This is a genomic window from Telluribacter humicola (genome assembly GCF_017355935.1).
GTDB lineage: Bacteria > Bacteroidota > Bacteroidia > Cytophagales > Spirosomataceae > Telluribacter > Telluribacter humicola.
In genome coordinates, this window is the sequence record NZ_JAFIQT010000011.1 from 64,475 (window position 1) to 87,337 (window position 22,863).

General features: G+C 51.7%; 21 protein-coding genes. 13 read left to right on the plus strand and 8 right to left on the minus strand.

Annotated features, from left to right (window positions below; all coding sequences use genetic code 11):
• Positions 1-56 precede the first annotated feature (56 nt).
• A complete protein-coding gene (locus JUB14_RS26240; protein WP_207509846.1) occupies positions 57-1,040 on the minus strand; it encodes an AraC family transcriptional regulator in 984 nt (327 codons plus the stop codon).
• A 408-nt stretch (positions 1,041-1,448) separates the two neighbouring features.
• Between JUB14_RS26240 and JUB14_RS26245 the strand changes: the two genes are divergently transcribed.
• On the plus strand, positions 1,449-2,567 hold the full coding sequence (locus JUB14_RS26245) for an XdhC family protein (RefSeq protein WP_207509847.1): 1,119 nt from the start codon (positions 1,449-1,451) through the stop codon (positions 2,565-2,567).
• 27 nt (positions 2,568-2,594) lie between these two features.
• Here JUB14_RS26245 and JUB14_RS26250 read toward each other — a convergent pair whose 3' ends face one another.
• The 4 genes from JUB14_RS26250 to JUB14_RS26265 all read right to left on the minus strand — a co-directional run bounded on the left by JUB14_RS26250 (position 2,595) and on the right by JUB14_RS26265 (position 6,347).
• The gene (locus JUB14_RS26250) at positions 2,595-3,416 is read right to left on the minus strand and encodes an SDR family NAD(P)-dependent oxidoreductase (protein ID WP_207509848.1); all 822 of its coding nucleotides are present in this window, start codon (positions 3,414-3,416) and stop codon (positions 2,595-2,597) included.
• Between the two features lie 78 nt (positions 3,417-3,494).
• Entirely contained in the window at positions 3,495-4,073 is a 579-nt protein-coding gene (locus JUB14_RS26255) for a Crp/Fnr family transcriptional regulator (RefSeq protein ID WP_207509849.1), read from the minus strand.
• Between the two features lie 30 nt (positions 4,074-4,103).
• Positions 4,104-5,264, minus strand: a complete 1,161-nt coding sequence (locus JUB14_RS26260; protein WP_207509850.1) for a cysteine desulfurase family protein — start codon at positions 5,262-5,264, stop codon at positions 4,104-4,106.
• Positions 5,265-5,414: 150 nt separating this feature from the next.
• The gene (locus JUB14_RS26265) at positions 5,415-6,347 is read right to left on the minus strand and encodes a sugar phosphate isomerase/epimerase family protein (RefSeq protein WP_207509888.1); all 933 of its coding nucleotides are present in this window, start codon (positions 6,345-6,347) and stop codon (positions 5,415-5,417) included.
• 153 nt (positions 6,348-6,500) lie between these two features.
• Here JUB14_RS26265 and JUB14_RS26270 point away from each other — a divergent pair, with 153 nt between their 5' ends.
• A complete protein-coding gene (locus JUB14_RS26270; protein ID WP_207509851.1) occupies positions 6,501-7,403 on the plus strand; it encodes an SMP-30/gluconolactonase/LRE family protein in 903 nt (300 codons plus the stop codon).
• A 55-nt stretch (positions 7,404-7,458) separates the two neighbouring features.
• On the opposite strand, the gene JUB14_RS26275 is transcribed toward JUB14_RS26270, so the two are convergent.
• Entirely contained in the window at positions 7,459-8,889 is a 1,431-nt protein-coding gene (locus JUB14_RS26275; RefSeq protein ID WP_207509852.1) for an arylsulfatase, read from the minus strand.
• A gap of 112 nt (positions 8,890-9,001) precedes the next feature.
• Here JUB14_RS26275 and JUB14_RS26280 point away from each other — a divergent pair, with 112 nt between their 5' ends.
• On the plus strand, positions 9,002-9,754 hold the full coding sequence (locus tag JUB14_RS26280) for an SDR family NAD(P)-dependent oxidoreductase (RefSeq protein ID WP_207509853.1): 753 nt from the start codon (positions 9,002-9,004) through the stop codon (positions 9,752-9,754).
• On the opposite strand, the gene JUB14_RS26285 is transcribed toward JUB14_RS26280, so the two are convergent.
• Positions 9,742-10,392, minus strand: coding sequence for an alpha/beta hydrolase (locus JUB14_RS26285; RefSeq protein WP_207509854.1), 651 nt, complete (start codon positions 10,390-10,392; stop codon positions 9,742-9,744). The genes JUB14_RS26280 and JUB14_RS26285 overlap by 13 nt on opposite strands.
• Positions 10,393-10,457: 65 nt before the next feature.
• The gene (locus tag JUB14_RS26290; protein WP_207509855.1) at positions 10,458-11,393 is read right to left on the minus strand and encodes a Ppx/GppA phosphatase family protein; all 936 of its coding nucleotides are present in this window, start codon (positions 11,391-11,393) and stop codon (positions 10,458-10,460) included.
• 133 nt (positions 11,394-11,526) lie between these two features.
• Here JUB14_RS26290 and rpsU point away from each other — a divergent pair, with 133 nt between their 5' ends.
• The 10 genes from rpsU (at position 11,527) to JUB14_RS26340 (ending at position 22,861) form a co-directional block, all read left to right on the plus strand.
• Positions 11,527-11,724, plus strand: a complete 198-nt coding sequence (rpsU, locus tag JUB14_RS26295) for a 30S ribosomal protein S21 (RefSeq protein WP_207509856.1) — start codon at positions 11,527-11,529, stop codon at positions 11,722-11,724.
• Positions 11,725-11,826: 102 nt separating this feature from the next.
• A complete protein-coding gene (locus JUB14_RS26300) occupies positions 11,827-12,699 on the plus strand; it encodes a tyrosine-type recombinase/integrase (protein WP_207509857.1) in 873 nt (290 codons plus the stop codon).
• Between the two features lie 65 nt (positions 12,700-12,764).
• Positions 12,765-15,350, plus strand: coding sequence for a phosphoenolpyruvate carboxylase (locus JUB14_RS26305; RefSeq protein ID WP_207509858.1), 2,586 nt, complete (start codon positions 12,765-12,767; stop codon positions 15,348-15,350).
• A gap of 552 nt (positions 15,351-15,902) precedes the next feature.
• A complete protein-coding gene (locus JUB14_RS26310) occupies positions 15,903-17,087 on the plus strand; it encodes a homogentisate 1,2-dioxygenase (RefSeq protein ID WP_207509859.1) in 1,185 nt (394 codons plus the stop codon).
• Between the two features lie 95 nt (positions 17,088-17,182).
• A complete protein-coding gene (gene hppD / locus JUB14_RS26315; RefSeq protein WP_229368323.1) occupies positions 17,183-18,322 on the plus strand; it encodes a 4-hydroxyphenylpyruvate dioxygenase in 1,140 nt (379 codons plus the stop codon).
• Positions 18,323-18,402: 80 nt separating this feature from the next.
• Entirely contained in the window at positions 18,403-19,137 is a 735-nt protein-coding gene (gene phhA / locus JUB14_RS26320; protein ID WP_207509860.1) for a phenylalanine 4-monooxygenase, read from the plus strand.
• A gap of 102 nt (positions 19,138-19,239) precedes the next feature.
• Positions 19,240-19,683 carry a MarR family winged helix-turn-helix transcriptional regulator gene (locus JUB14_RS26325; protein WP_207509861.1) on the plus strand — a complete coding sequence of 148 codons (444 nt, stop codon included), beginning with the start codon at positions 19,240-19,242 and terminating at the stop codon, positions 19,681-19,683.
• Positions 19,680-20,933 carry a fumarylacetoacetase gene (gene fahA, locus JUB14_RS26330; RefSeq protein ID WP_207509862.1) on the plus strand — a complete coding sequence of 418 codons (1,254 nt, stop codon included), beginning with the start codon at positions 19,680-19,682 and terminating at the stop codon, positions 20,931-20,933. Before JUB14_RS26325 ends, fahA begins: the two co-directional genes overlap by 4 nt.
• A gap of 100 nt (positions 20,934-21,033) precedes the next feature.
• Positions 21,034-21,906 carry a flavin reductase family protein gene (locus JUB14_RS26335; RefSeq protein ID WP_207509863.1) on the plus strand — a complete coding sequence of 291 codons (873 nt, stop codon included), beginning with the start codon at positions 21,034-21,036 and terminating at the stop codon, positions 21,904-21,906.
• A gap of 214 nt (positions 21,907-22,120) precedes the next feature.
• Positions 22,121-22,861, plus strand: a complete 741-nt coding sequence (locus JUB14_RS26340) for an SIMPL domain-containing protein (RefSeq protein WP_207509864.1) — start codon at positions 22,121-22,123, stop codon at positions 22,859-22,861.
• The last annotated feature ends 2 nt before the right edge of the window (positions 22,862-22,863 follow it).

Consider the following 22,863-nt stretch of genomic DNA (forward strand, 5'->3'; position numbering starts at 1 on the left):
CCGATGAAAGGGACGAATCAGCTTTAAGCTAAGAACTAATAGCTACTAGTTAATAACTAATACGCTCCGTTATCGAAGTAGTTGGTGGTTGCCAGCAGGACCTGCTGGGCCTGTGAGCGGGAGTGGTGCCGCCGTCGGAAGTGCGATGGGGGTATACCTACCTGCCTGCGGAATACTTTCAGGAAGTAGTTTACATTGTTATAGCCGCAGGCGTAGGAGATATCCGTAACGGTGCGGTCGGTCGTAGTGAGCAGTTCGGTAGCCTGCCGAATTCGTTCGCGGTTGATAAACTCGATAGGGGTAAGACCAAACTGCTGCTTAAAGCAGCGGTAGAAATGGGGCTCGCTCATGCAGGCTTTTTGCGCCAGAGTACCTACGGTGAGGTCTTCGTGCAGGTGCTCGCGGAGGTACTGTACTGCGTAAGCCAGACGGTTCTGATTGGCCTGAGCGCCCGGATTGGTTAGCAGCAGGTGGCGGGCCTGGGTTTGCATAAGCCGGATGGTCAGCTCCTGTAACACCAATTCAGCAAATACATCCCTGGCCTGGTTGCCTTCTGTACAGATATACACCAGCCGGTTCAGAAGCTGGTTGACCGCTGCATCGTTGGTAAAGTAGAAGTTTTTGGAGGTGATCTTCCAGCCTTCCGGCATATCAACCAGGGGGTACTTCTCGTTCAGGACATCCGTAAAATGATGAATCTTTTCTTCGGAAAGAGCCAAAGCCAGGCACCGTGTAGGATTGGTCTCGGTAGCTTCCGGAAAATCAATGCACATCAGTTCGTGGCTGGGCAGCATCACCGACTCACCCGGTAGGAACTCAAACAAAGGAGTACCATTGAGGTGCATAACCTTCTTGCCCCGGATCATGCTGGCCAGTACCGGATGACCAAAACGTAGCTCTACGCGTTCGGCATAGGCATGGGTTTCGTAGATATTAAGCTCAGCGGCCTGCAGGGAGTAGGCAGTACGGTTCTCCACGATATCAGTCAGCTGGCGGGTCTGTAGATGCTTGCTGATATTGATATTTTCCCTTGCTTTCATGCCCTTATGTAGTTTATTGGTTGATGCAGAATCGATTAATCAAAATAGGCGGTAGGTATGTACTTACCAAATATATAATTAATAACGGAAATATTTAGATATAATCTACTTTAAGAAATTGTGAATGAGGGAACGGTTAATGCAGCAGTTGAGGAGGAGGGAAGTAATACATATAAGTAAGGATTATAGGAGAGAAATCTATTCTCAAAGGCAGCGGGTCGGGCTGGTGGGGGTGAGGGCTGATAAAACAGCCAGAGTAGCTGTATCAATCAGCTGCTTTGTTATAATTTAGCCTAAAGTACGCACCTGGATCTGCCACATGAGTGACGGTTATCACGCTTTATTGTTATTGAGTTTTACAAGATTTGTAAGGATATTGGCTAACAACCTAACCCTTTATAGCTACCTATGAAAGAGATCAGGAATATCTGGAACGCCTACCAGAACATTGATTTTACCCAACAACAAGCCGCGCTGGCTACCGTAGTGCGGGTAGAAGGGTCATCCTACCGCCGCACCGGTGCCCGCATGCTCGTGACTGACAATGGCGACTGGATCGGGGGCATCAGTGGGGGCTGCCTGGAAGGGGATGCTCTCAAGAAGTCCCGTCTGGCTATGGCTCAGAGGAAGGCCACCATTATCACCTACGACACCACCGACGATGATCCCTATCAGATAGGAGTGGGGCTAGGCTGTAATGGGATTATCGATGTACTGCTGACACCGCTTGACCCAAACGATAATCAGAACCCGGTCCTGCTCCTGGGCCACTACCTCGACCAGCGCCGGCCCGACGTACTGGTGACCGTGGTGGAGGCACCTGCCTACTCCGGTACCCTTACCCTGGGCAAGGCCTACCGCTACTACAACGACGCCTACTTCCGGGCTACCTTTCCCATGGAAGCCGTAGCTGAGCACGATCTGGTCCAGGATATTGAGGCATGCCTGAAAGAAGAAAAGTCGGCAACAAAAACGTACGTACTGCGTGACGGGGAACGGGTTAGCTTTTTCTTTGAAGTAATCCTGCCACCCATCCACCTGATCGCCATGGGAGGCAACTACGACATTTACCCCATGGTACGTCTGGCGAAGGAAACGGGTTGGAAAGTATCCGTAGTATGTAATATGGCGAAGGTACATCGTTCGCTGTTTGACATGGCCGACGCGGTTGTTCCCAAAGATGGAGGAGATATGGCTGTCGATCCGTACACAGCGGTGATCCTGATGGCCCATGACTACGAAACCGACTACCGCCACCTGCGCCGGATGCTGGGCACGGAGGTACCTTACATCGGGATGCTGGGTCCCCGCAAGCGTACCAACAAAATGCTGACACGGGCGCTGGACGAGAGGGATCCTATTACCGACGAGGAGATGGAGCGGGTGTACAGTCCGGTGGGGCTGGATATTGGGGCCAATACGCCCGAGGAGATTGCTATCTCAGTCATTGCCGAGATAAGGGCCTACTTTGCAGGGCGCAGTGGTTCGTCACTCAGGCTGCGCGAGAAGCCGATTTATGAAGAGTAGGGAAGGATTTGAAGTAGGGGTAGCCTGCTACGACACCTGCACGCGCTGGTGCTTCGTCATGCCGCCCATTACTTTCTCCATGATTCTTACTTTGGCCCAGCGGGGTACCGTCCGGAGTGCGTACACCAATAGCTTGGTAAGCCGACCCGGTAGTACTGTGGACTGACGGCCCAGGGCTTTCAAAATAGGAACACCCACCTGAGCGGGAGTCAGGGCCATAGTTATCTGCAGGTTGGCACGTGCTTCAAACCCACTTCTGACGGGCCCAGGTGCGGCGGCCAGTACATCGATGCCAAAATGTTTTAGTTCAACGGCCAGCGCTTCGGCCAGCCCCTGTACATAGGCTTTAGTGGCAGCATAATGAGCCGCGTAGGGTACGCCCTGAAAAGCAACCAACGAGCTCAGCAGAATAATACCACCCCGCCGCTGGTGCCGGAAGCGCTGGCTATAATGGTGGGTCAGCGACAGAACCGCTTCGCAGTTGACCCGCAGCATATTAACCTCCTGAGAAAGAGAGGAGTCAGCAAACAGCCCCGAGGTGCCATAGCCTGCCGAGGCGACCAGCAGTCCTAAATTGAGGTATTGCGTGGCCTGAACGATGGTATCCAGGCCAGCGGGAGTGGCCACGTCGGCGGCTACCGGTAGTACCTGTACCCCGTAGGTAGTTGCCAGAGAGGTAGTCACTTCCTGCAACCGATCGGTGGAGCGACCCACAATCACAAGGTGCAGACCTGATTCGGCCAGGCGGGTAGCCAGCTCAAGCCCGATGCCCGAGGTCGCCCCCGTAACCAGAGCCCAGGGACCGTACTTTTGCTGCAAACGATTTTTGTCTTTTTCAGTGAGTACCATAGATAAGCTTTGGTTGTGAGAACAAAAAATACACAACAAAGCTAGGGTACCTGCCGCGTGGCCAACGATAACAAATGTTTAGACTTTGGGACGGTCTGCTTTTTTGAGCCGGCTTAGGTGGACGGGCGTAATGCCCAGGTAAGAGGCAATCATGTGCTGGGGAGCGCGGTTATGAATATTCGGAAATACGTCGGTAATGGTGTCATACCGCTCCTTAGGGGTGCGGGCGTACAGATTCCGGATGCGGTTGTCCTGGTAAATGAAATAAAACTCGGCCACCAGACGGCCCAGTTTATCCCCCTGATAAAGGTGAGCATACCCCCACTCAATCGCGGAGCGGGGCAGTACTACTACCTGCGTTTCTTCCAGCGCCTGCACGGAATATAATGAGGGCTGCTGCAGCATAAAGCTCGAATAGTCGGTGATGAACTGGTGTTCAAGTGCGAAGTGAATGGTATGTTCCGTACCAGCCTGGTCGGTAACAACGACACGGACCAGCCCTTGTTCAATAAAAAAGATTTCGTTGGGGACAGCGCCCGGCCGCAGCAGGAGCTCCTGTCGCCTGAAAGACCGGGACAGGCACTGGCTCTGAAACTGGTCAAGTTCCGGATCCGACACTGAAATCATCTGCTTAATTGCCTGTCGTAGCTTATCCATGGATTAGCGTTAGTAAAAGCCCCTTTTCGGCTAAGATGTATGGTTTTCGACCATGCGGGTCACTACCTCCTGTACGTGCGCTACGGCGGTGGCTATATCGGTTTCGGTCGAAAATCGGCCAAGACTAAAGCGGATAGAGGCATAGGCCAGGTCGTCGGGGACTCCTAGGGCTTTGAGTACATAAGATGGCTCCACCGAGGCCGAGGTGCAGGCCGAGCCGCTGGACACGGCTATGCGGTTGAGGTTCATGAGGAGTTGCTCGCCGTCTACGTCGCCGATCGAGATATTGGTCACCTGCGGGAGGCGGTGCTCCCGGTTCCCGTTGACCTGCGTATTGTTAATAGTACTTACTATCTCATTTTCCAGCTTATCGCGAAGCTGAGCCAGGCGTTTTGCTTCTAACGCCATTTCAGCACCAGCCACTTCACACGCTTTTCCCAGCCCTACAATACCCGGTACATTGAGGGTACCTGAGCGTAGCCCCCGCTCGTGACGCCCGCCATCCTGCTGGGCCGTTAGCTTAATGCCCTTTCGTACGTACAGCGCCCCTGCACCTTTAGGCCCATATAGCTTGTGCGCCGACAGACTCAGCAGGTCTATATAGTCTTTGTCCACATCAACGGGTACTTTTCCTACGGCCTGCGTAGCGTCGGTATGGAACAGTACCCCCCGCTCCCGGCATAGTTTTCCAATCTCGGCAACGGGTTGAATGACTCCTATTTCATTATTCGCATACATCACCGACACCAGTACCGTATCAGGGCGCAGAGCCTCGGCCACCTGCTCGATGGAAACCAGACCATCGGCGGCGGGTACCAGATAGGTTACCTCCGCTCCCCAACCTTCCAGGTGCTTGAAGGTATCCAGTACTGCTTTGTGCTCCGTGGCTACGGTTACGAAGTGGCTGCCCCGGTGGCGGTTGGCTTCGTAAGCTCCTTTTATAGCCAGGTTATTAGCCTCCGTTGCGCCGCTGGTAAAGGCTATTTCTTTTTCGCTGGCTCCCAGTATACCTGCCACCTGACGACGGGCTTTCGCTACGGCTTCCTCGGCCTCCCAGCCGTAGAGGTGGGTGCGGCTGGCGGCGTTGCCAAACTGCTCCGTAAACCACGGCAGCATCTGGTCCAGCACGCGCGGGTCCACGGGGGTAGTAGCGTTGTAGTCAAGGTAGATGGGGCGGGTAGAGGTAGTCATGTTGTGCTGCTTGTTTTACCACAGTGTAACACCGAGTAGAGGCGCAGAGTTGATAAGAGTTTTTAAAACTCTGTGTTCACTGTGCTTACCTCTATTTAACTCCGTGGTTAAATTCTTTCTTTATTGAACGACAAATCTAACACATTCCCGCTACCCCAGCAGTTTCGAAAATACATCTCTGGCGTAGGCGAGGCTGCGTTGGTGTGCTTCTACAGCCTGCATGGTATGGGGTGAAGGTTTTTCGATGCACTGCTCCAGTACTATGTGCGGACGAATGCCTAATACTTTGAGTTCCTGGGCCAGGCGGCGGTAGTCAATATCGCCTTCGCCCATGGCTTCGGACCATACACCTCCCACCGACTGCCGCACGTGCAGTTCAGTAATGCGTTTGCCATAGAGCTTCAGTACATCAAAGACTGCTATCTGCGAGTTGCCGGAGCCGCGGTACACCCAGTGTACATCGAAGCAGAAGGTCACGTTACGCGGGTCGGTGGCCAGCAGCATGTGGTGAAACTCGCGTGCCCCCGCCCGTAGCTCCACGTCGTGGGTATGGTAGGAGAGGGTAACGCCCCTCTTTCTGAGTTCAGCGCCTAGCTTATCCAGATTTTTGGCCTGCTCAGCCAGCTCCTGATCATTTTTGTTCTCGGTACCACCCCAACTAATCGGACTCGGATTGGTAACCAGGATGCGGGTACCTAGTGGTTTGGTAGCTTCGGCAATCGCCAGTACCGAATCAATGGAATTCTGAGCTTCGTCCGCCTTGTGCAGCACGCTGTTAACGTAAGCGGAGGGTACAGTCAGACTATGCTTTTTTACCAGAGGTATCAGTTTCTTTACTTCATCCGCGTTGTTAAAGCTGGGTTCGTAGGCGGTCAGTCCCGACTTCTTAAATTCCGCCAGCGAAGCATCCAGGTCAGCCGTCCAGTTGCGGCCTTCGCGGCTATAAAATGTAAACCAGGTGTACTGATTGCAGGCAATGGGAGAGGCCTTCACCTCTTCTGCTTGTAGTAGCTGAGGAGCAAGCAAGGCAGCTCCGGTAAGACCTGTGACAGTACTCAGAAATTGGCGGCGATGGGTAGGCATGGCTGTGGGTAGCTTAGTCAGTACCAGTGTAAAATACGGCTTTCCCATTTTCTACTGCCTAACATCGTGTGGCTATTGTGGTGAATTAGGAGTGGGGAGTGGTTAACTTTGTAGCGTTACCTGCTTTTTGACAGTATACTTTTACTTATAACTATGCGATCAAAACACATCTTTGCTTATGCCTTATTCCTGTTGGCTCCGCTCCTGGGTGCCAACACAGATGATACCTCCCTTATAAAAAGTGGTGCTACCCTACAGAAGCTGGCGGGTGGCTTTGCCTTTACCGAAGGCCCTACCTCCGATAAGCAGGGAAATGTATACTTCACCGATCAGCCCAACAACCGTATACACAAGTGGAGTACCGACGGCCAACTGAGTACCTACATGGAGCCGGCGGGTCGGGCCAATGGCCTTTTTATAGACAGTAAGGGAGATCTGTGGGCCTGCGCCGATGCTAATACGGAGCTTTGGAAGATTGACAAGAACAAGAATGTAGTCGTAGCTCTTAAAGACTATACCGGACAGAAGTTCAACGGACCTAATGACCTGTGGGTAGCCCGCAACGGCAACATCTACTTTACAGATCCATTCTACGCTCGTCCCTGGTGGGAGCACAAAACTCCCCCGCAGGATGTACAGGCCGTATACTACCTGAGCAAGGACCGCAAGACGCTGAACCGTGTAGCTGCTGATCTGAAGCAGCCTAACGGCATTATTGGTACCCCCGACGGTAAGATGCTGTACATCGCAGATATTGGCGCCAGTAAAACTTACTCCTACCAGATTGAGAAGGATGGCTCACTCAGCAATAAGAAGCTATTCTGCGAGATGGGCTCCGACGGGATGACCCTGGACAACCGGGGGAATGTGTACCTGACCAACCGGGCGGGCGTGACGGTATTTAGCCCGCAGGGGGAGAAACTACTGAACATCCCGGTAGATGAGAGCTGGACGGCCAATGTCTGCTTTGGGGGCAAAGACCACCAAACCCTGTTCGTGACGGCTAGTAAAAGTCTGTATGCAATTGATATGAATGTAAAGGGAGTGAAGCCCTGATAGTAGCTGGATTTGAAAGCGGAGCGGGAGACTTTTTCTTCCCGCTCCGCTTTTTTTAGTACCCCAGCGTAACAAAGGCCGGATGCTCTGACTTGGTGCGGGCGGCATCGAGTAGTTGCTCCATCTGACGGAGCCGATCGGGCTGCGTAGCCGCCAGATCCTTCTGCTCACTCAGGTCTTTTTTTAGATTGTACAGTTCAGTTTTTATACTGCCGTCTTTCTTCTTCAATCGCACGATCTTCCAGTCACCTTTGCGGAGGGCCTGTGAAAATCCTCCTTCGTGGAACTCCCAGTAAAGCGGACGTTCACCTACATTAGGCGCTTTGTTATCCGTAAATAGCGAAGCCATGGAAACACCATCAGTCTCGGGACGGGCCTTACTACCTGATAGCTCGAGTAGTGTAGGGAGCCAGTCCCAGCTAGCGGCGTAGAAGTCGGTAGTCTGGCCGGGCTTGATCTTCCCTTTCCAGTACGCTATACCCGGTACCCGGATACCTCCCTCGTACATATCGCGCTTTACACCCCGCAGCGGACCGCTGCTCTTAAAGAATTCCACATCCTTCGTCGTACGTCCGCCCTCCACGTGGGTACCGTTGTCGCTGGTGAAGAAGATGAGGGTATTCTCTTCCAGCCCCAGTTCACCCAGTTTGGCCCGTACATTACCTACGTAATCATCCACCCGACTCACCATGGCCGCGTAGGCGGCACGGGGCTGGCGTTGTCCGCCGTAGTGCAGGCCCGGATAAGGTACCTCTGTACCAAATACACTGTTACCGTTGGGGTCCTGGTAGCGGCTGAGCAGTTTGTCCGGCATCACCAGTTCGGCGTGGGGAATGGTCAGAGAGAGGTAGAGAAAGAAGGGTTTCGATTTATTTTCTTCGATAAAATCAACTGCCTTTTCGGCGATAAAATCATTGGCAAATCCCTGATGTGCGGTACCTATGCGCTCCCGGATCGGAGTAGTGCCTTGCTTGAAGTGCCACAGAATACCCGGTAACTGAAAGTGCGCCTCTACATGGTGAAGGAATCCAACAAAACTATTCCAGCCTTTGAGGTCAGGCATACCGGTCGTGTTCATATCTCCCAGTCCCCACTTGCCAAACATCCCCGTAGTATAGCCTTCCTTTTGCAGGTACTGGGGCAGGATGGTGTCTTCGGCGCGGAGGGGTATCTCACCGTTGCCCCGTATGTAGTTATGCCCCGTATGCTTACCTGTCATAAGGGCGCAGCGGGAGGGAGCACATACGGTACTACCGGCGTAGAATTGATTAAACTTCAAACCCTCGGCCGCCAGTTGATCGAGGTGAGGGGTATTGATCTTTTCTTGTCCGTAAGGGCCTATATCACCATAGCCCAGGTCGTCGGCCATGATATAGATGATATTAGGCCTTGCAGCTACCGGTTCCTTTCGGGGTGATAGAGCCAGGAGTCCAAGTCCTCCGCAGAGTACCAGAAGGGCCAGAAAAGGTAAGCAGATGGATCTCATACAGGTAGGGGTTAGGAGTCGTAGGTAGGGAGCTGTCTGTCAAAGAAAAATGAACATAGCTCTCCTATTTCTGTTTTCTTTGAGAAAAACCTTTAGACCCCAAATACTACTCATGCCCCGTATCGCCTTAATCACCGGGGCCTCTTCCGGTATCGGGAGGGCCACCGCCGAAGCCTTTGCCGTGGCAGGCTACGATCTGATCCTCTGTGGACGACGCGAAGATCGTCTGAAAGAACTGGTAGATAGTGTCTCTACAAGAGTACGTGCCATTGCGCTGGCATTTGATGTGCGCAGCCGTAAAGCTATGGCTCACGCGCTGGATTCGCTGCCTAATCAATGGCGGGCCATTGATATCCTGGTCAATAATGCCGGAAATGCCCACGGCTTTGACGCTATCAACGAAGGAGAGCCGGATGACTGGGACGCCATGATGGACAGTAACGTAAAAGGACTACTGTACATGACCCGGGCCATCACTCCCGGTATGATAGAGCGCGGGAGAGGACATATAGTCAATCTCAGCTCCATTGCCGGTAAGGAAACGTACGCCAACGGTGCCGTCTACTGTGCTTCCAAAGCGGCCGTAGAAGCCCTGAGCCAGGGTATGCGGCTGGACCTTACTAAACATGGTATCAAAGTAACCAACATAGCTCCGGGAGCCGTGGAAACGGAGTTTTCCGAAGTTCGCTTCAAGGGAGATAAGGATCGTGCCAGTAAAGTATACGAAGGCTTTGAGCCGCTTCGGGCCGAGGATATAGCCAAAACGATCGTGTTCGCAGTTAGTGCGCCCGACCACGTTACTATAGCGGATATTACAATCCTGGCCTCAGCTCAGGCCGCTGCTACTACTGTTCACAGGAAGTGAGTTTTGAGGACGTGCTCATTGATAGCATGTCCACCCTGGTAGCGGATGATCTGTAAATCCGGTGCCTCCTCGTTGAGCCGGACCAGGTACTCCTGAACGTTTATTTTAGAGAGGAACTGGTCCTGCTCTCCACAAACATAGTAGGAGTTGGATTGGGGTAGTTTGTCAAGGCTGACCAGATCGGTGAGGCCATTGGCAAAGTGGCCGGCCCACAGGATCAGGCGGTCGCAGCGGAGCATGCCCCGGTCAAGCCAGCGGGAGGCAGTGGCGCAGCCCTGCGAAAAGCCCAGCACTGTTATTTCGATATTATCTAGCTTGCCCCCCTGGAGTACACTATGATAAAGCTGATCCAGGTACGAAACGTAGTCATCTATTTCCAGATCACGATCTTCGCGGGTCATCCAGGAAGCTCCTACGTGTTCGAAGCCATTCTCAAGGTAAAAGCGGGAGAGGGCCTCCGGGGCTACAACCAGCGTCTGCCCGTCGTCGAGTGCACCAAATTTTTTGATGAACTGCTGAGCCAGCTGGCCGTACCCGTGCAGTACAAACCATACCCGGCGGGTGTTTTCTCCTAATTCTCCTAATGTGTAGTACGTAGCCGTACGTGATACGGGAATATGATGTTTGGTAGCATCCATAGCAGGAATGAGTGTCTATATCGGTTCTTGTGATTTAAGAAGTTAACCTCCATAAAAAACTATACCTACTCTTCGGTCATCACAGCCAGGACTCCTTCCTTAAGGGAATACGTAGATACCCGAATGTCACGGATTCCATAGGTACGCAGCAGGTAATCTATCAGGCACACAGCCACAACGATCATATCGACCCGCAGTTCGATCATCCCCGGCAGGGTCATGCGTTCGTCGTGATTGCGGGTAAGAAGCAGTTCATAGGTACGGTAAAATTCCGCCAGAGGCAGTTCATAGCTGATCTTGTCCTGGGGAGGCCACTGCCCGGTTCGGTGCTGGTAATCCATATCCACCAGCGTATCAAAGGTACCCGAGGAGCCTACCAGTACCGTCGGAGCGTACTGATGTATGGCATTGGCCAGCGGAATAAGCTGCTCGTCAAAGTAGTTGTAGAGTCGCTTACGATCGCTGTCGCGCAGAGGGTCCGTGTGCATAAACCGCTCCATCAGACGCTGGCCACCAATCTCGAAGCTCTGCTTCCAGAAGATCTGACGGCTGTTGCAGATTATGAATTCCACACTTCCTCCACCAATATCCACGATCAGCGAAGTAGCGGGTCCCAGGTCAACGGCCGAACGTACGCCGTGGTAGATATACCGGGCCTCTTCGTCACCATTGATTACGGTGATCCTTATGCCCGTCTCGCGGAGGATGGTACTGCAGAAGTCAGCGCTGTTGTCGGCACTGCGTATGGCACTGGTACCAAAGGCAAAGGTATGTTCGGGTTGTACCTGGTACTCATCCAGCCTTTCGCGGAAGGAATGGAGTACTCCCAGGGCCCGTTGTGTAGCCTCCTCCGTAATGATCCGTTGGTTGATTCCTCCCTTACCAATCCGGGCCGGACGGCTGATCCGGTAAAGAGGTAGAATGCCGTCAGTAGTTTTTTCGATGATGAGCAGATGGAAGGTATTGGTACCTAAGTCAATGATACCCAAACGAGAGGCCATACAGAGTAAATTTGATGCGACCGCCAAAAATAGCTAAAATTAGATGAGTTAGTCCTTGATTTTCTGTTGAATCTATGTTTTCTTTGCAATCCGATTTTCTAGAAACTAACAAAAACATCTATAATTTTTAGGTATGCTCATTATTAACGTAAAAGACAACGAATCAATCGACCGCGCACTGAAGCGTTACAAGAAGAAATTTGAGAGAACAGGTACTATGCGTCAGCTTCGTGCACGTACGGCTTTCGAAAAGCCATCAGTAAAGCGTCGTTTTGAGGTTTTGCGTGCTGCTTACAAAGAGAGAATGTACGGTAACCACAACGAGCAATAGTACGTTGAGAAACTACTGCGTGTAGCTTTCTACAGGATTATTGCATCTATATAAAAAGGGGCTGTCTTGTCAAAGACGGCCTTTTTTTGTAGCTTGGGCCCTATGATAGAGCCTTTTTTAGATCATCTTCGTTACGAGAAGCGCGTCAGCGGGCACACCATCACAGCCTACGCCAGTGACCTCGACCAGTTCGGGAAGTACCTGCTGTTTCAGTACGAGTTGGATAAGCCCGAACAGGCTACCCCGCCCATGCTGCGGTCGTGGGTGGTGAGCTTGGTGGAGGAGGGGATGAATCCTACCTCTGTCAACCGGAAGATGGCTACCATCCGCTCGTACTTTAAATTTCTGCGCAAAAAGAACCATATTCTTAAAGACCCCACTACTAACCTTACTTCCCTCAAGGCACGCAGGAAGCTGCCGGCTTTTGTGGAGGAGAAGGCTATGGACCTGCTCTTTGACAACGTCGAATTTCCGGAGGGCTTTGAAGGCTTGCGTGACCGCATCCTGCTGGAACTGCTGTACGGTACCGGTATGCGTTTGTCTGAGCTGATTGCCCTGGAAGTAGGCCAGGTAGATACCGACAGCCGTATTGTGCGGGTATTTGGAAAGCGTTCCAAAGAGCGGCTGATACCGATTACGGCTAGTCTGGCGCACCTACTTACTGATTATATAAGCCAGCGGGCTCCGGTGGAGGATACCCCTGTACTACTACTTACAGATTCAGGCAAAGCCGTGTATCCGGTATTTGTGCAGCGCCTGGTAAAGAAGTACTTATCTGCCGTCACGACCCTACAGCAGAAAAGCCCGCACGTACTGCGCCACACCTATGCGACACACCTGCTCAATAGGGGAGCTGATCTCAATGCGATCAAGGAATTACTGGGTCATGCCAACCTGGCTGCTACACAGATATACACCCATAACTCCATCGAGAAACTTAAAAAAACGCATCAACAGGCACACCCAAAGGCCTGAAACCGATTTTTTAGGATATATTTGCCCTGAATCGAGTATGTAAGATAAAATTTCGTCCCTATCTCATGAGCCACGTATTTCAGGACGCAGTCGTTACCAAATACAATATTTTTAATAGCCTTTTTCTGAGTTTGCCCTACCCGGGTATATTTCAGACAGGCTCACTGTTGCCACTTCTTACTCAGCAGAGTGAGGAGGGGTTTCAGGCTGGTAAATCGCCGCGTCAGATTATCGAAGACTTTTTTAGTGAGTTTCTGGAAGATGCTACGCCCAAGGAGCGGGTCGATCTGCTGTTTGCTTTTATTCAGTACATAGAGCGGCAGGTAGTACTCTTTGACTCCGTTGAGGATGCCGCCTTTGACCAGACCCACGATCTGAGCGGGAAGGGATCAGTACCCTTTCTGGTAGAGCGTCTGGATACTCAGGAGCTGCGTCAGAAGATGCTGGACAAACTCCAGGACTTCTCAGTACGCATAGTACTGACCGCTCACCCCACGCAGTTTTATCCGGGCAAGGTATTAGGGATCATCCATGATCTGGAAGATGCCATCCGTATAAATGACTTTGCGGAGGTAAATCGTTTACTCTTACAATTAGGAAAAACCGGCTTTACCAACGAAACCAAGCCCAGTCCATACGACGAGGCGGTAAGCTTATGCTGGTTCCTTGAGAATGTATACTATCAAGCCATACCGGCTATCCTGCTCAAGCTCATCGACAGCCTGGATATGTCGGTACACGAGTGGCCTTATCCGCAGGTGTTCAGGTTGGGCTTCTGGCCCGGCGGTGACCGCGACGGTAACCCATTTGTCAATGCCGAGACGACTCTGCAGGTAGCCGATCGCCTGCGCGAAACGCTGCTTCGCTCCTACTACCGTGATATTCGTAACCTGAAACGCCGGCTCACGTTCCGGGGCGTAGAGGATGCTATATCGCTGGCGGAGCTTAAGATGAATAGTACCATATTCGGCCCCGAAGAGGAAGGCTATTCCAGCGTAACCGAACTGATCGATGAGCTGATGGCCGCCCGGGAAGTCCTGATCGAAAAGCATCAGGGGCTGTTTGTGGAGCTGCTGGATGTGTTCGTACTGAAACTACGGCTATTCGGTTTCTTCTTTGCCAGCCTGGATGTGCGTCAGGATAGCCGCAAGCATACCCAAGCCTGGAAAGACATCCTGACCCGTCTGGAGAAGAAAATACCCCTGATCAAGTACAGCGACTACGAAAGCTGGGATGAAGACCGTAAGATAGACTTGTTGCTATCGCTGAATATACCCCTGCGTGAAGACGATTACGAGGACCCGCTGACCAAGGATATACTGGGGGCTATGAAATCCATCCGTACCATCCAACAGCGTAACGGAGAGGAGGGCGCACACCGCTATGTGATCAGCAACTCTCAGAGTGCACTGAACATTATGGAGGTAGTAGCCATTGCCAAAAACCTGATCTCGGATGAGGAAGGAAAGCTGGCGCTGGATATAGTACCCTTGTTCGAGACAGTGGATGACCTGGCCAATGCATCAGAGATCATGCGGAAGCTGTACGAAAGCAGCTACTACCGCACCCACCTGACCAACCGTGGCAACCATCAGACCATCATGGTGGGTTTCTCGGATGGTACCAAAGATGGAGGGTACCTGCGGGCCAACTGGTCTATCTACCGTGCAAAAGAAGAACTAACGAAGATTTCCCGCGAGTATGGTATCAAAGTGACCTTCTTCGACGGCCGTGGAGGCCCTCCGGGCCGTGGGGGTGGAAACAGCCACAACTTCTACGCGTCGCTGGGTAAAGACATCGAAGATAAAGAAATACAACTGACTATACAGGGACAGACCATCAGCTCTAACTATGGTACCGTTTCGACGGCTATGTATAACCTCGAGCGCCTTTTCACTGCGGGCCTCGAAAACCACCTGTTCAGTTCCAGCCGTCAGGAAGAGCAGCTCACTGATGAAGACAAGGCGCTCCTGGAAGAACTGGCCCAGGCCGCGTACCACTCGTACCTCGATCTGAAGAATGGTCCGGTGTTTGTAAAGTACCTGGAAAAGAAGACACCGCTGCGCTTCTACGGACAGACCAATATCGGAAGCCGCCCCACCAAGCGCGGTAAAGATGGTGAAGGGCTTAAATTTGAAGACTTGCGGGCTATTCCGTTTGTAGGTTCGTGGGCTCAGATGAAGCAGAACGTACCCGGATTCTACGGATTCGGTTCAGCTATTGAGAAATTGACAGCAGAAGGAAAAGGAGACGCTATTAAAGCACTTTACAAGAAGTCCCTGTTCTTCCGTACCCTGATTGAAAACTCTATGCAGTCGCTGTCGAAGGCGTTTTTTCCGGCTACGGAGTACCTGCGGCAGGAGGAAGACTATCGGGAGTTCTGGGAGCAAATGCTCAGAGAATTTGAGCTTACCACCAAGCTACTACTCGACGTATCGGGACAAAAAGAGTTGCTGGACAGCAATCAGGTAACCAAAGAGTCCATTAAGGTACGTGAGCGCATTGTGATGCCGCTCATTACTATACAGCAGTATGCCCTGCAGATGCTGGCTGACGATCCCAAATCGCTGTCGGTGGATGTAGAAAGGTACAATAAGCTGGTAGTAAGGGCCATGTTTGGTATCATCAATGCCGCTCGTAACTCCGCTTAGTACTCCATAGAATACCATATCTCCAAAAATACATCACCCCCTCGGCTTGACCTGTTGGTTAACCGAGGGGGTGTTTTATTGGGTGTGGATGTGGTGGTTAAGTACGGTGTGGATATCTGACGTAGGTGTGGATGTCCGTGCCGAAATGGCAAGATCTATATATCTTTCCTGATATGAAGTACAATGCTGGTGACTGTCAGTTACCAGCAGTTGACTAAATTAAAGATAAAGAAGTAGTAATTAGTCCTGTAAGGCTACCGTGATTCTCCTGAAAGGTACTCTGGGATCCAGAGCTTGTGAGGCGATCCTATCTTTTTAACTGCCCGGCCAAACACTTTGTTGGCTACCGCTGTTTATAAGTTCCTGACAAATATATTGCTATTTTTAAATTTAAAAAGAAAATAATGCAAAAATATTTGCGTTAAATTTTTATTGTCGTTATAATTGTTGCCAAGGCAATTACAATTCAGATTACACTTCGTCATGCAGGGGTGGGCGAAGGTCCGCCCCAACTTTTTAGATACAGATGTAGACGCTAAACCGAACAAAGCCATGCCGATCTATCACCGACTCGGAAATATTCCACATAAGCGTCACACCCAGTTTGAGAAGCCCAACGGTGGCCTGTACTACGAGCAGGTATTCGGGACTATCGGCTTCGACGGGATGTCCTCCCTGATGTACCATGTGCACCGCCCCACGCAGGTACAGGCCATTGCTCCGGCTCTGGATGTGTCGCCCCGGCTGGCTGTAACCAATAACCTCACCATGCGGAAGCTGATCGGGTTTTCGCTGCCACCGATGGACGACTACCTCGAGAGCCGTATCCCGCTGATGGTGAATAAAGACGTAACCATTGGACTGGCCGCCCCGCGTAGGTCCCTGACGGAGTACTTCTACAAGAATGCTGACGCCGATGAGATGCTGTTTGTGCACAAGGGTACCGGTCGGCTACGAACCTTACTGGGTACTATTCCCTTCGAGTACGGCGATTACCTGGTGATACCACGGGGCATGATCTATCAGGTGGAGTTTGATACGGAAGATAACCGTCTTTTCTACCTCGAGTCACATTCGCCTATCTATACCCCCAAGCGGTACCGCAACCACTTTGGGCAGCTAATGGAGCACTCGCCCATGCACGAGCGGGACTACAAGCTCCCCACTGACCTGGAGACGCACGACGAGCGGGGGGAGTTTCTGATGAAAATCAAGAAGGGTAACGCCCTGCACCAACTGGTGTACGCCTACCACCCGTTCGATGTAGTAGGCTGGGACGGCTACAACTTCCCCTGGGGCTTTTCTATTCATGATTTTGAACCTATAACAGGCCGTGTACACCAGCCACCACCGGTGCACCAGACCTTCCAGACCGATGCCTTCGTGGTGTGTTCGTTCTGTCCGCGGCTCTACGACTACCACCCCAAGGCCATACCGGCCCCATACAACCACAGCAATATCGACTCTGATGAGGTACTTTACTACGTGGATGGTGACTTCATGAGCCGCAATGATATTGCGAAGGGGCACATTACGCTGCATCCCGGAGGTATTCCGCATGGCCCACATCCGGGAGCCTACGAGCGGAGTATCGGTAAGAAAGAAACCCAGGAGCTGGCCGTGATGGTGGATACTTTCCGTCCGCTGATGCTGACCGAAGCCGCCATCGCCATTGACGACGGCAAGTACTTCCAAAGCTGGCTGGAACCGGAGTGGGAGGAGAAAAGGGTAGAGTGAGAAATTTCGATTTACGAGTGCAGAATGTCGATTGAATCTTTCGACAATCCGAAATCGACACTCGACAATAAACAAGATCTTCATCAACATAGACTATGGAAGCGCTGGAATTAAATCATAACAAACAAGCCGGGATGGAACAGGAAGTAGATTTCCTGCCTATCAATGGCACTGATTATATAGAACTTTACGTAGGCAATGCCCGTCAGGCCGCGCACTACTTTCAAACAGCCTTTGGCTTTCAGCCGCTGGCTCACGCGGGACTGGAAACGGGCCTGCGCGACCGGGAGTCGTATGTACTGGTACAGGATAAGATCCGGCTGGTACTGACCTCACCCCTGGTCGGCAGCACCACCATTGGGGCACACATCGACCGCCACGGCGACGGGGTGAAGGTAGTAGCCCTGTGGGTAGATAATGCCACCTACTCGTACGAAGAAACTTTGCGTCGGGGAGCCACTTCCAGCTTAGAGCCTACTACCGAAGAAGACGAACATGGGCGCGTAGTACGCTCCGGAATCTGCACCTATGGCGATACGGTACATGTATTCGTGGAGCGCAAGGAGTATCAGGGCGTGTTCCTGCCGGGGTACGTTAAGTGGGAACCTGCCTACCAACCCCAACCCGTCGGCCTCTGCTACGTGGATCATATGGTAGGCAACGTAGGCTGGAACGAGATGAACAAGTGGGTGAAGTTCTACGCTGATGTGATGGGCTTCCGCCAGTTGGTGTCTTTTGATGACAAAGATATCTCAACCGACTATACAGCCCTTATGAGTAAGGTAATGAGCAACGGCAACGGGCGTATCAAGTTCCCGATCAATGAGCCCGCCGAAGGCAAAAAGAAATCACAGATAGAGGAATACCTCGACTTCCATGGCGGACCGGGGGTACAGCACATTGCCGTAGCGACCAATAATATCATCGAGACAGTCACGGCCCTTCGGGATCGCGGCGTAGAGTTTCTGCAGGTACCTACTACTTACTATGATGACCTGCTGGATAGGGTAGGAGCTATTGACGAAGAGATCAATGAGCTGCGCCAGCTAGGTATACTCGTGGATCGTGACGACGAAGGGTACCTGTTACAGATCTTTACCAAACCTATTATGCCCCGTCCAACGCTGTTTTTCGAGATTATTCAGCGTAAGGGAGCCAAGTCCTTCGGGAAGGGCAACTTCAAGGCCCTGTTTGAAGCCATTGAGCGCGAGCAACAACTGCGGGGAACCTTATGATTAAGTACCGGTAGTCATGGAGAATCAGGCACAGCTATTTAGCTATCCATGACAGCTAGTTTAACCTAACCAATAAAGCCATGGATCAAGCATATGATAAATATACCGCCGAAGACCATATGGTGTGGAAGCGGCTTTTTGAGCGACAGATGGAGCAGTTGCCCTCCATTGCCAGCCGGGCCTACATGGAAGGGATTGAAAAAGTAGGCTTTGTCGCGGATCATATTCCCAACTTTGTTGAGGAGACCAATCCACGCCTGCGAGACCATACCGGGTGGGAGGTATGGGTAGTACCCGGGCTGATCCCCCACAAGGAGTTCTTTGGGTTGATGGCCGATAAGAAGTTTCCGGCCTCTACCTGGCTGCGTACACTCGAGCAGCTGGACTACCTGGAAGAGCCGGATATGTTTCATGATACATTTGGGCACGTACCGTTACTTACCAATCCGGCTTTCTGCCACTTCCTGACCGACCTCAGTGAGGTAGCACTCCGATTTATTGACAGTGAGGAAGCCATTCAGCGGATATCGCGGCTATACTGGTATACCGTCGAATTTGGGCTGATACGGGAGGAGGGACAACTAAAAATTTACGGGGGAGGTATTCTGTCTTCGCCCGGGGAAAGTGTGTATTGCCTGAGTAAGGAGGTACCCAAAATCGAATTTGATGTAGCTACTCTGCTGGATACTCCGTATCATATTGACCGTTATCAGGATCACTATTTTGTTATTGATTCGTACGAGCAACTTTATGGATCAGTAACTGAAATAGCAGAATCCTTAGATAAAACCATAAATAAATTGACCGTTTACTAAAAGAATAGCAAAAAAAGGCTGGTTTATTTAGTAGGCTAATAGTTGGTGTGTACTATATTTGTAGGGTGCTGACGCCGAGCCTAACCCTAAAAGACTACTAGTATGACCCATCATTCCGACCAGCGTGCTTACTTTTTTAAGATCGACACCACCATCAAAAAAATTCGTAACGCGTTGCAGAAGCGTTTGAATGAGGCGGGTATTGATTTGACAGTAGATCAATGGGTACTCCTGGATCATATTTCCCGGGAGGAAGGCATCAGCCAGAATGCGTTGGCCGAAGTAACGTATAAAGATCCTCCGACCGTAACCCGCATCATTGATCTGCTGGAAAAGAAGGGGCTGGTGGAGCGCAGGATGGCTGCCGGTGACCGTCGTAAGTTCAACCTCTTCCTGACCGAAAAAGGAGTGGCCTGTCATAACGAAGCATTCCCGGTGGTGGCTGAGATACGCAGGAAAGGCTGGGGCGAGCTTAATGAGTCCGATTATCAGCAGTTTGTTCGGATCATGGATTCGATTTACAATAACTTTAGCGAAACAGAATGATACAATCCGCTTCTTGGCTAGCCATATCTCCTGACTCCGATTTTTCTGTTCATAATCTGCCCTATGGTATATTCAGCAGAAACGGTGAAAGTCCAGAGGTAGGAGTAGCCATCGGAGACCGGATTATAGACTTAACCGCTGCCGCCCAACTCGGACTTCTAAACGAGTGGGAGGGGGCGGTTTCTGTTTTTAGGCAAAGTACATTAAATGATTTTATAGCCCTGGGACGTCCGGCCTGGCAGCAACTGCGGGCTGTGTTGCAGCGCTTGCTGACAGATGAAGAGTCACCGCTGCGAGCTGTAGCGGGACAAGTACTGGTGCCACAGAATAGAGTTCAGATGCACCTGCCCGTGCGGATAGGCGACTATACCGATTTTTATTCCAGTCACGAGCATGCTACTAACGTCGGCAAGCTCTTTCGCCCCGATAATCCTCTGATGCCTAACTGGAAGCACCTGCCTGTCGCTTACCACGGTAGAGCCTCCTCGGTAGTGGTATCAGGTACCCTCATCTACCGCCCGCAGGGGCAGATATTACCGGCAGGGGCGGAAGTACCCGTATTCAGTCCAACCAAAGCATTAGATTACGAGCTGGAACTGGGCTTTATCATCGGTAAAGATTCATCCCTGGGCAAGCCCGTAGCAGCGGCGGATGCTGAGGACTCCCTATTTGGCTGTGTGCTGGTCAATGATTGGTCGGCGCGCGATATACAGCGCTGGGAGTACCAGCCGCTGGGGCCTTTCCTTAGTAAAAACTTCGCTACCTCCATCTCTCCATGGGTAGTGACACTCGACGCGTTGGCTCCTTTCCGTACCGAAGGGCCCCGGCAGGAGCCTACGCCGCTCCCCTATCTTCAAACGAGCGGTGCCTTCAACTTTGATCTGGATCTGCAGGTGGCCATACAGCCAGCCGATCAACCGGAAAGTACCCTTTGTCAAACCAATGCCAGATACCTGTACTGGAACGTGAGACAACAGATTGCCCACCATACTATTACGGGTTGTAATCTCAAAGTAGGTGATCTAATCGCTACGGGTACTATCAGCGGCCCTGAAGAGGGAAGTAATGGCTGTCTGCTGGAGCTGACCCGGGGAGGCACCAAACCCGTAGCGTTACAGGGCGGTGCGCAACGTACCTACCTGCTGGATGGCGATGAGGTAGTAATGCGGGGCTGTGCTACTAAAGAGGGGCTGAAGGTAGGTTTTGGGGAGGTGCGTGGCCAGATACTACCGGCTGCTGAACTCTTCTGAACCAGCCTTCCCGATAGATAGGCTCCCTAAACCTTTGCCGAAACTTCGCGGTTCTACCACAGTACACCCTTTTTGTTTTAATAGCTTCATCTACGACTGCATGAAAACCATTGACCCTTCTGAGCTCGGTGCCCGGGCCTTCTATAAGCACATGACCGCCTCGGTAGCACCCCGTCCGATTGCCTTTGCCAGTACGGTGGATGCGCAGGGGGTTGTGAATCTGAGTCCTTTCAGCTTTTTTAACTACATGGGCATTGACCCGCCCATACTGGTATTTGCGCCTAATCGTCGGGGTCGCGACAATGCCCATAAGCATACTGCTCTCAATATCCGGGAAGTACCCGAGGTAGTGATTAACCTGGTGGACTACGCAATGGTAGAGCAGGTGTCGCTGGCGAGTGCAGAGTTTGAGCGGGGAGTTAACGAATTTACAAAGGCCGGTTTTACGGCCATACCCTCCGAGCGGGTCAGTCCGCCACGGGTCAGGGAGTCACCCGTACAGTTTGAATGTAAGGTACTTGAGGTAAAGGAGATTGGCTCCATGGTACTGGTCATCGCGCAGGTCGTGCTAGCGCATTTCTCAGAGGCACTTTTTAGCGAAGACGGGCAGATAGACCAGCGCCGTACAGACTGGGTGGCCCGCATGGGAGCCGACTACTATGCCCGGGCAACGGGGGAGGCCTTGTTTGAAGTACCCCGCCCGCAGATGGGGATTGGGGTAGATGCCCTGCCCGAGTCAGTACGTACTTCCCGTATCCTGACGGGTAATGATCTGGGTCGGCTGGGGAGTGTGCTGCAACTGCCGGAGCCGACTGAGGTACAGGCGTATGGCCAGTCCGAAACAATACGGACACTATATGAGGATGCCGTACATGGGTGCCAGTACTTTCCTGATCTGCTGCACCGCCGGGCCCAGCAGTTACTGGCCGAGGGCAAGATCAAAGATGCCTGGTTGACCCTGCTGCAGGTATAGATTGTCGCTTATAGAATGCAGAATGTCGAGTGAAAAAGAGCGGTGACAGTTACAGATTCTCTCCGCGTACCTCTGCGTTTAAAATTTAAATTCTACATTCCGAACGCGACAGTCGAAAATAACAAAATTCGGGTACCCTTTAAACTATTCTACCCTTTTTTAGATCTAACACCCTAAACAGCTAATCTCCCATAATTTATTACCAACCTATGCCATGAAAAGAAACCTGTTGATGATATACCTGCTGGTGGCAACAACTGCTACCCAAATCCCCGCCTTTGCCCAGACGGTGCAGGTGCAGCAAGACAAGACCCGTAAGATAGAAGTAACAGGCTTTGCCGAGATGGAAGTCACCCCCGATGAACTCTACTTTACAGTATCATTGCGGGAGTACTTTAAGGACGAGAAAAATCAGAAAGATAAAGTCGTGATCAGTACGCTGGAACAGCAATTACTGAAAGCAGTGGCTGCCGCCGGACTACCGAAGGAGAGCCTTACCGTAAGTGGGCTGGGCGGCTACCAGAACTACTGGGATAAGAAAAAGCGCCCTAATACCTTTCTGGAAACGAAGCAGTACCAGCTCAAAGTAAGTCGTCCCGATAAATTGGATGGTATCCTGTCGGAGGTAGACAGCCGGGGCATTCAGTACGCCAATATCAGCCGGGTGGATCATTCGCAGAAAGAAGAGCTGAAAAAACAGGTAAAGATCAATGCACTGAAGGCTGCCAAGGACAAGGCTACCTACCTGCTGCAGGCCATAGACCAGAAAGCCGGACCAGTAATAGAGATCCGGGAGCTGGAAGATAACATGTACTACCCGCAGCCTATGTACGCCAAGGCTAATGTACGCATGATGGCCGCTGAATCAATGGACGCGGCGGCACCGGAAAGTGATCTGGACTACCAGAAGATAAAGCTGAGCTACCGGATGCAGGCTATTTTTGAGATTAAATAAAT

Bases quoted from the DNA above. Each gene is read 5' to 3' on its own strand.
- JUB14_RS26270 (WP_207509851.1), top strand. From the start codon at position 6,501: ATGCGATCAAAACACATCTTTGCTTATGCCTTATTCCTGTTGGCTCCG.
- JUB14_RS26245 (WP_207509847.1), top strand. From the start codon at position 1,449: ATGAAAGAGATCAGGAATATCTGGAACGCCTACCAGAACATTGATTTT.
- JUB14_RS26325 (WP_207509861.1), top strand. From the start codon at position 19,240: ATGACCCATCATTCCGACCAGCGTGCTTACTTTTTTAAGATCGACACC.
- rpsU (WP_207509856.1), top strand. From the start codon at position 11,527: ATGCTCATTATTAACGTAAAAGACAACGAATCAATCGACCGCGCACTG.
- JUB14_RS26300 (WP_207509857.1), top strand. From the start codon at position 11,827: ATGATAGAGCCTTTTTTAGATCATCTTCGTTACGAGAAGCGCGTCAGC.
- JUB14_RS26275 (WP_207509852.1), bottom strand. From the start codon at position 8,889: ATGAGATCCATCTGCTTACCTTTTCTGGCCCTTCTGGTACTCTGCGGA.
- JUB14_RS26285 (WP_207509854.1), bottom strand. From the start codon at position 10,392: ATGGATGCTACCAAACATCATATTCCCGTATCACGTACGGCTACGTAC.
- JUB14_RS26240 (WP_207509846.1), bottom strand. From the start codon at position 1,040: ATGAAAGCAAGGGAAAATATCAATATCAGCAAGCATCTACAGACCCGC.
- JUB14_RS26260 (WP_207509850.1), bottom strand. From the start codon at position 5,264: ATGACTACCTCTACCCGCCCCATCTACCTTGACTACAACGCTACTACC.
- fahA (WP_207509862.1), top strand. From the start codon at position 19,680: ATGATACAATCCGCTTCTTGGCTAGCCATATCTCCTGACTCCGATTTT.
- JUB14_RS26265 (WP_207509888.1), bottom strand. From the start codon at position 6,347: ATGCCTACCCATCGCCGCCAATTTCTGAGTACTGTCACAGGTCTTACC.
- phhA (WP_207509860.1), top strand. From the start codon at position 18,403: ATGGATCAAGCATATGATAAATATACCGCCGAAGACCATATGGTGTGG.
- JUB14_RS26305 (WP_207509858.1), top strand. From the start codon at position 12,765: ATGAGCCACGTATTTCAGGACGCAGTCGTTACCAAATACAATATTTTT.
- JUB14_RS26310 (WP_207509859.1), top strand. From the start codon at position 15,903: ATGCCGATCTATCACCGACTCGGAAATATTCCACATAAGCGTCACACC.
- JUB14_RS26340 (WP_207509864.1), top strand. From the start codon at position 22,121: ATGAAAAGAAACCTGTTGATGATATACCTGCTGGTGGCAACAACTGCT.
- JUB14_RS26255 (WP_207509849.1), bottom strand. From the start codon at position 4,073: ATGGATAAGCTACGACAGGCAATTAAGCAGATGATTTCAGTGTCGGAT.
- hppD (WP_229368323.1), top strand. From the start codon at position 17,183: ATGGAAGCGCTGGAATTAAATCATAACAAACAAGCCGGGATGGAACAG.
- JUB14_RS26335 (WP_207509863.1), top strand. From the start codon at position 21,034: ATGAAAACCATTGACCCTTCTGAGCTCGGTGCCCGGGCCTTCTATAAG.
- JUB14_RS26280 (WP_207509853.1), top strand. From the start codon at position 9,002: ATGCCCCGTATCGCCTTAATCACCGGGGCCTCTTCCGGTATCGGGAGG.
- JUB14_RS26250 (WP_207509848.1), bottom strand. From the start codon at position 3,416: ATGGTACTCACTGAAAAAGACAAAAATCGTTTGCAGCAAAAGTACGGT.
- JUB14_RS26290 (WP_207509855.1), bottom strand. From the start codon at position 11,393: ATGGCCTCTCGTTTGGGTATCATTGACTTAGGTACCAATACCTTCCAT.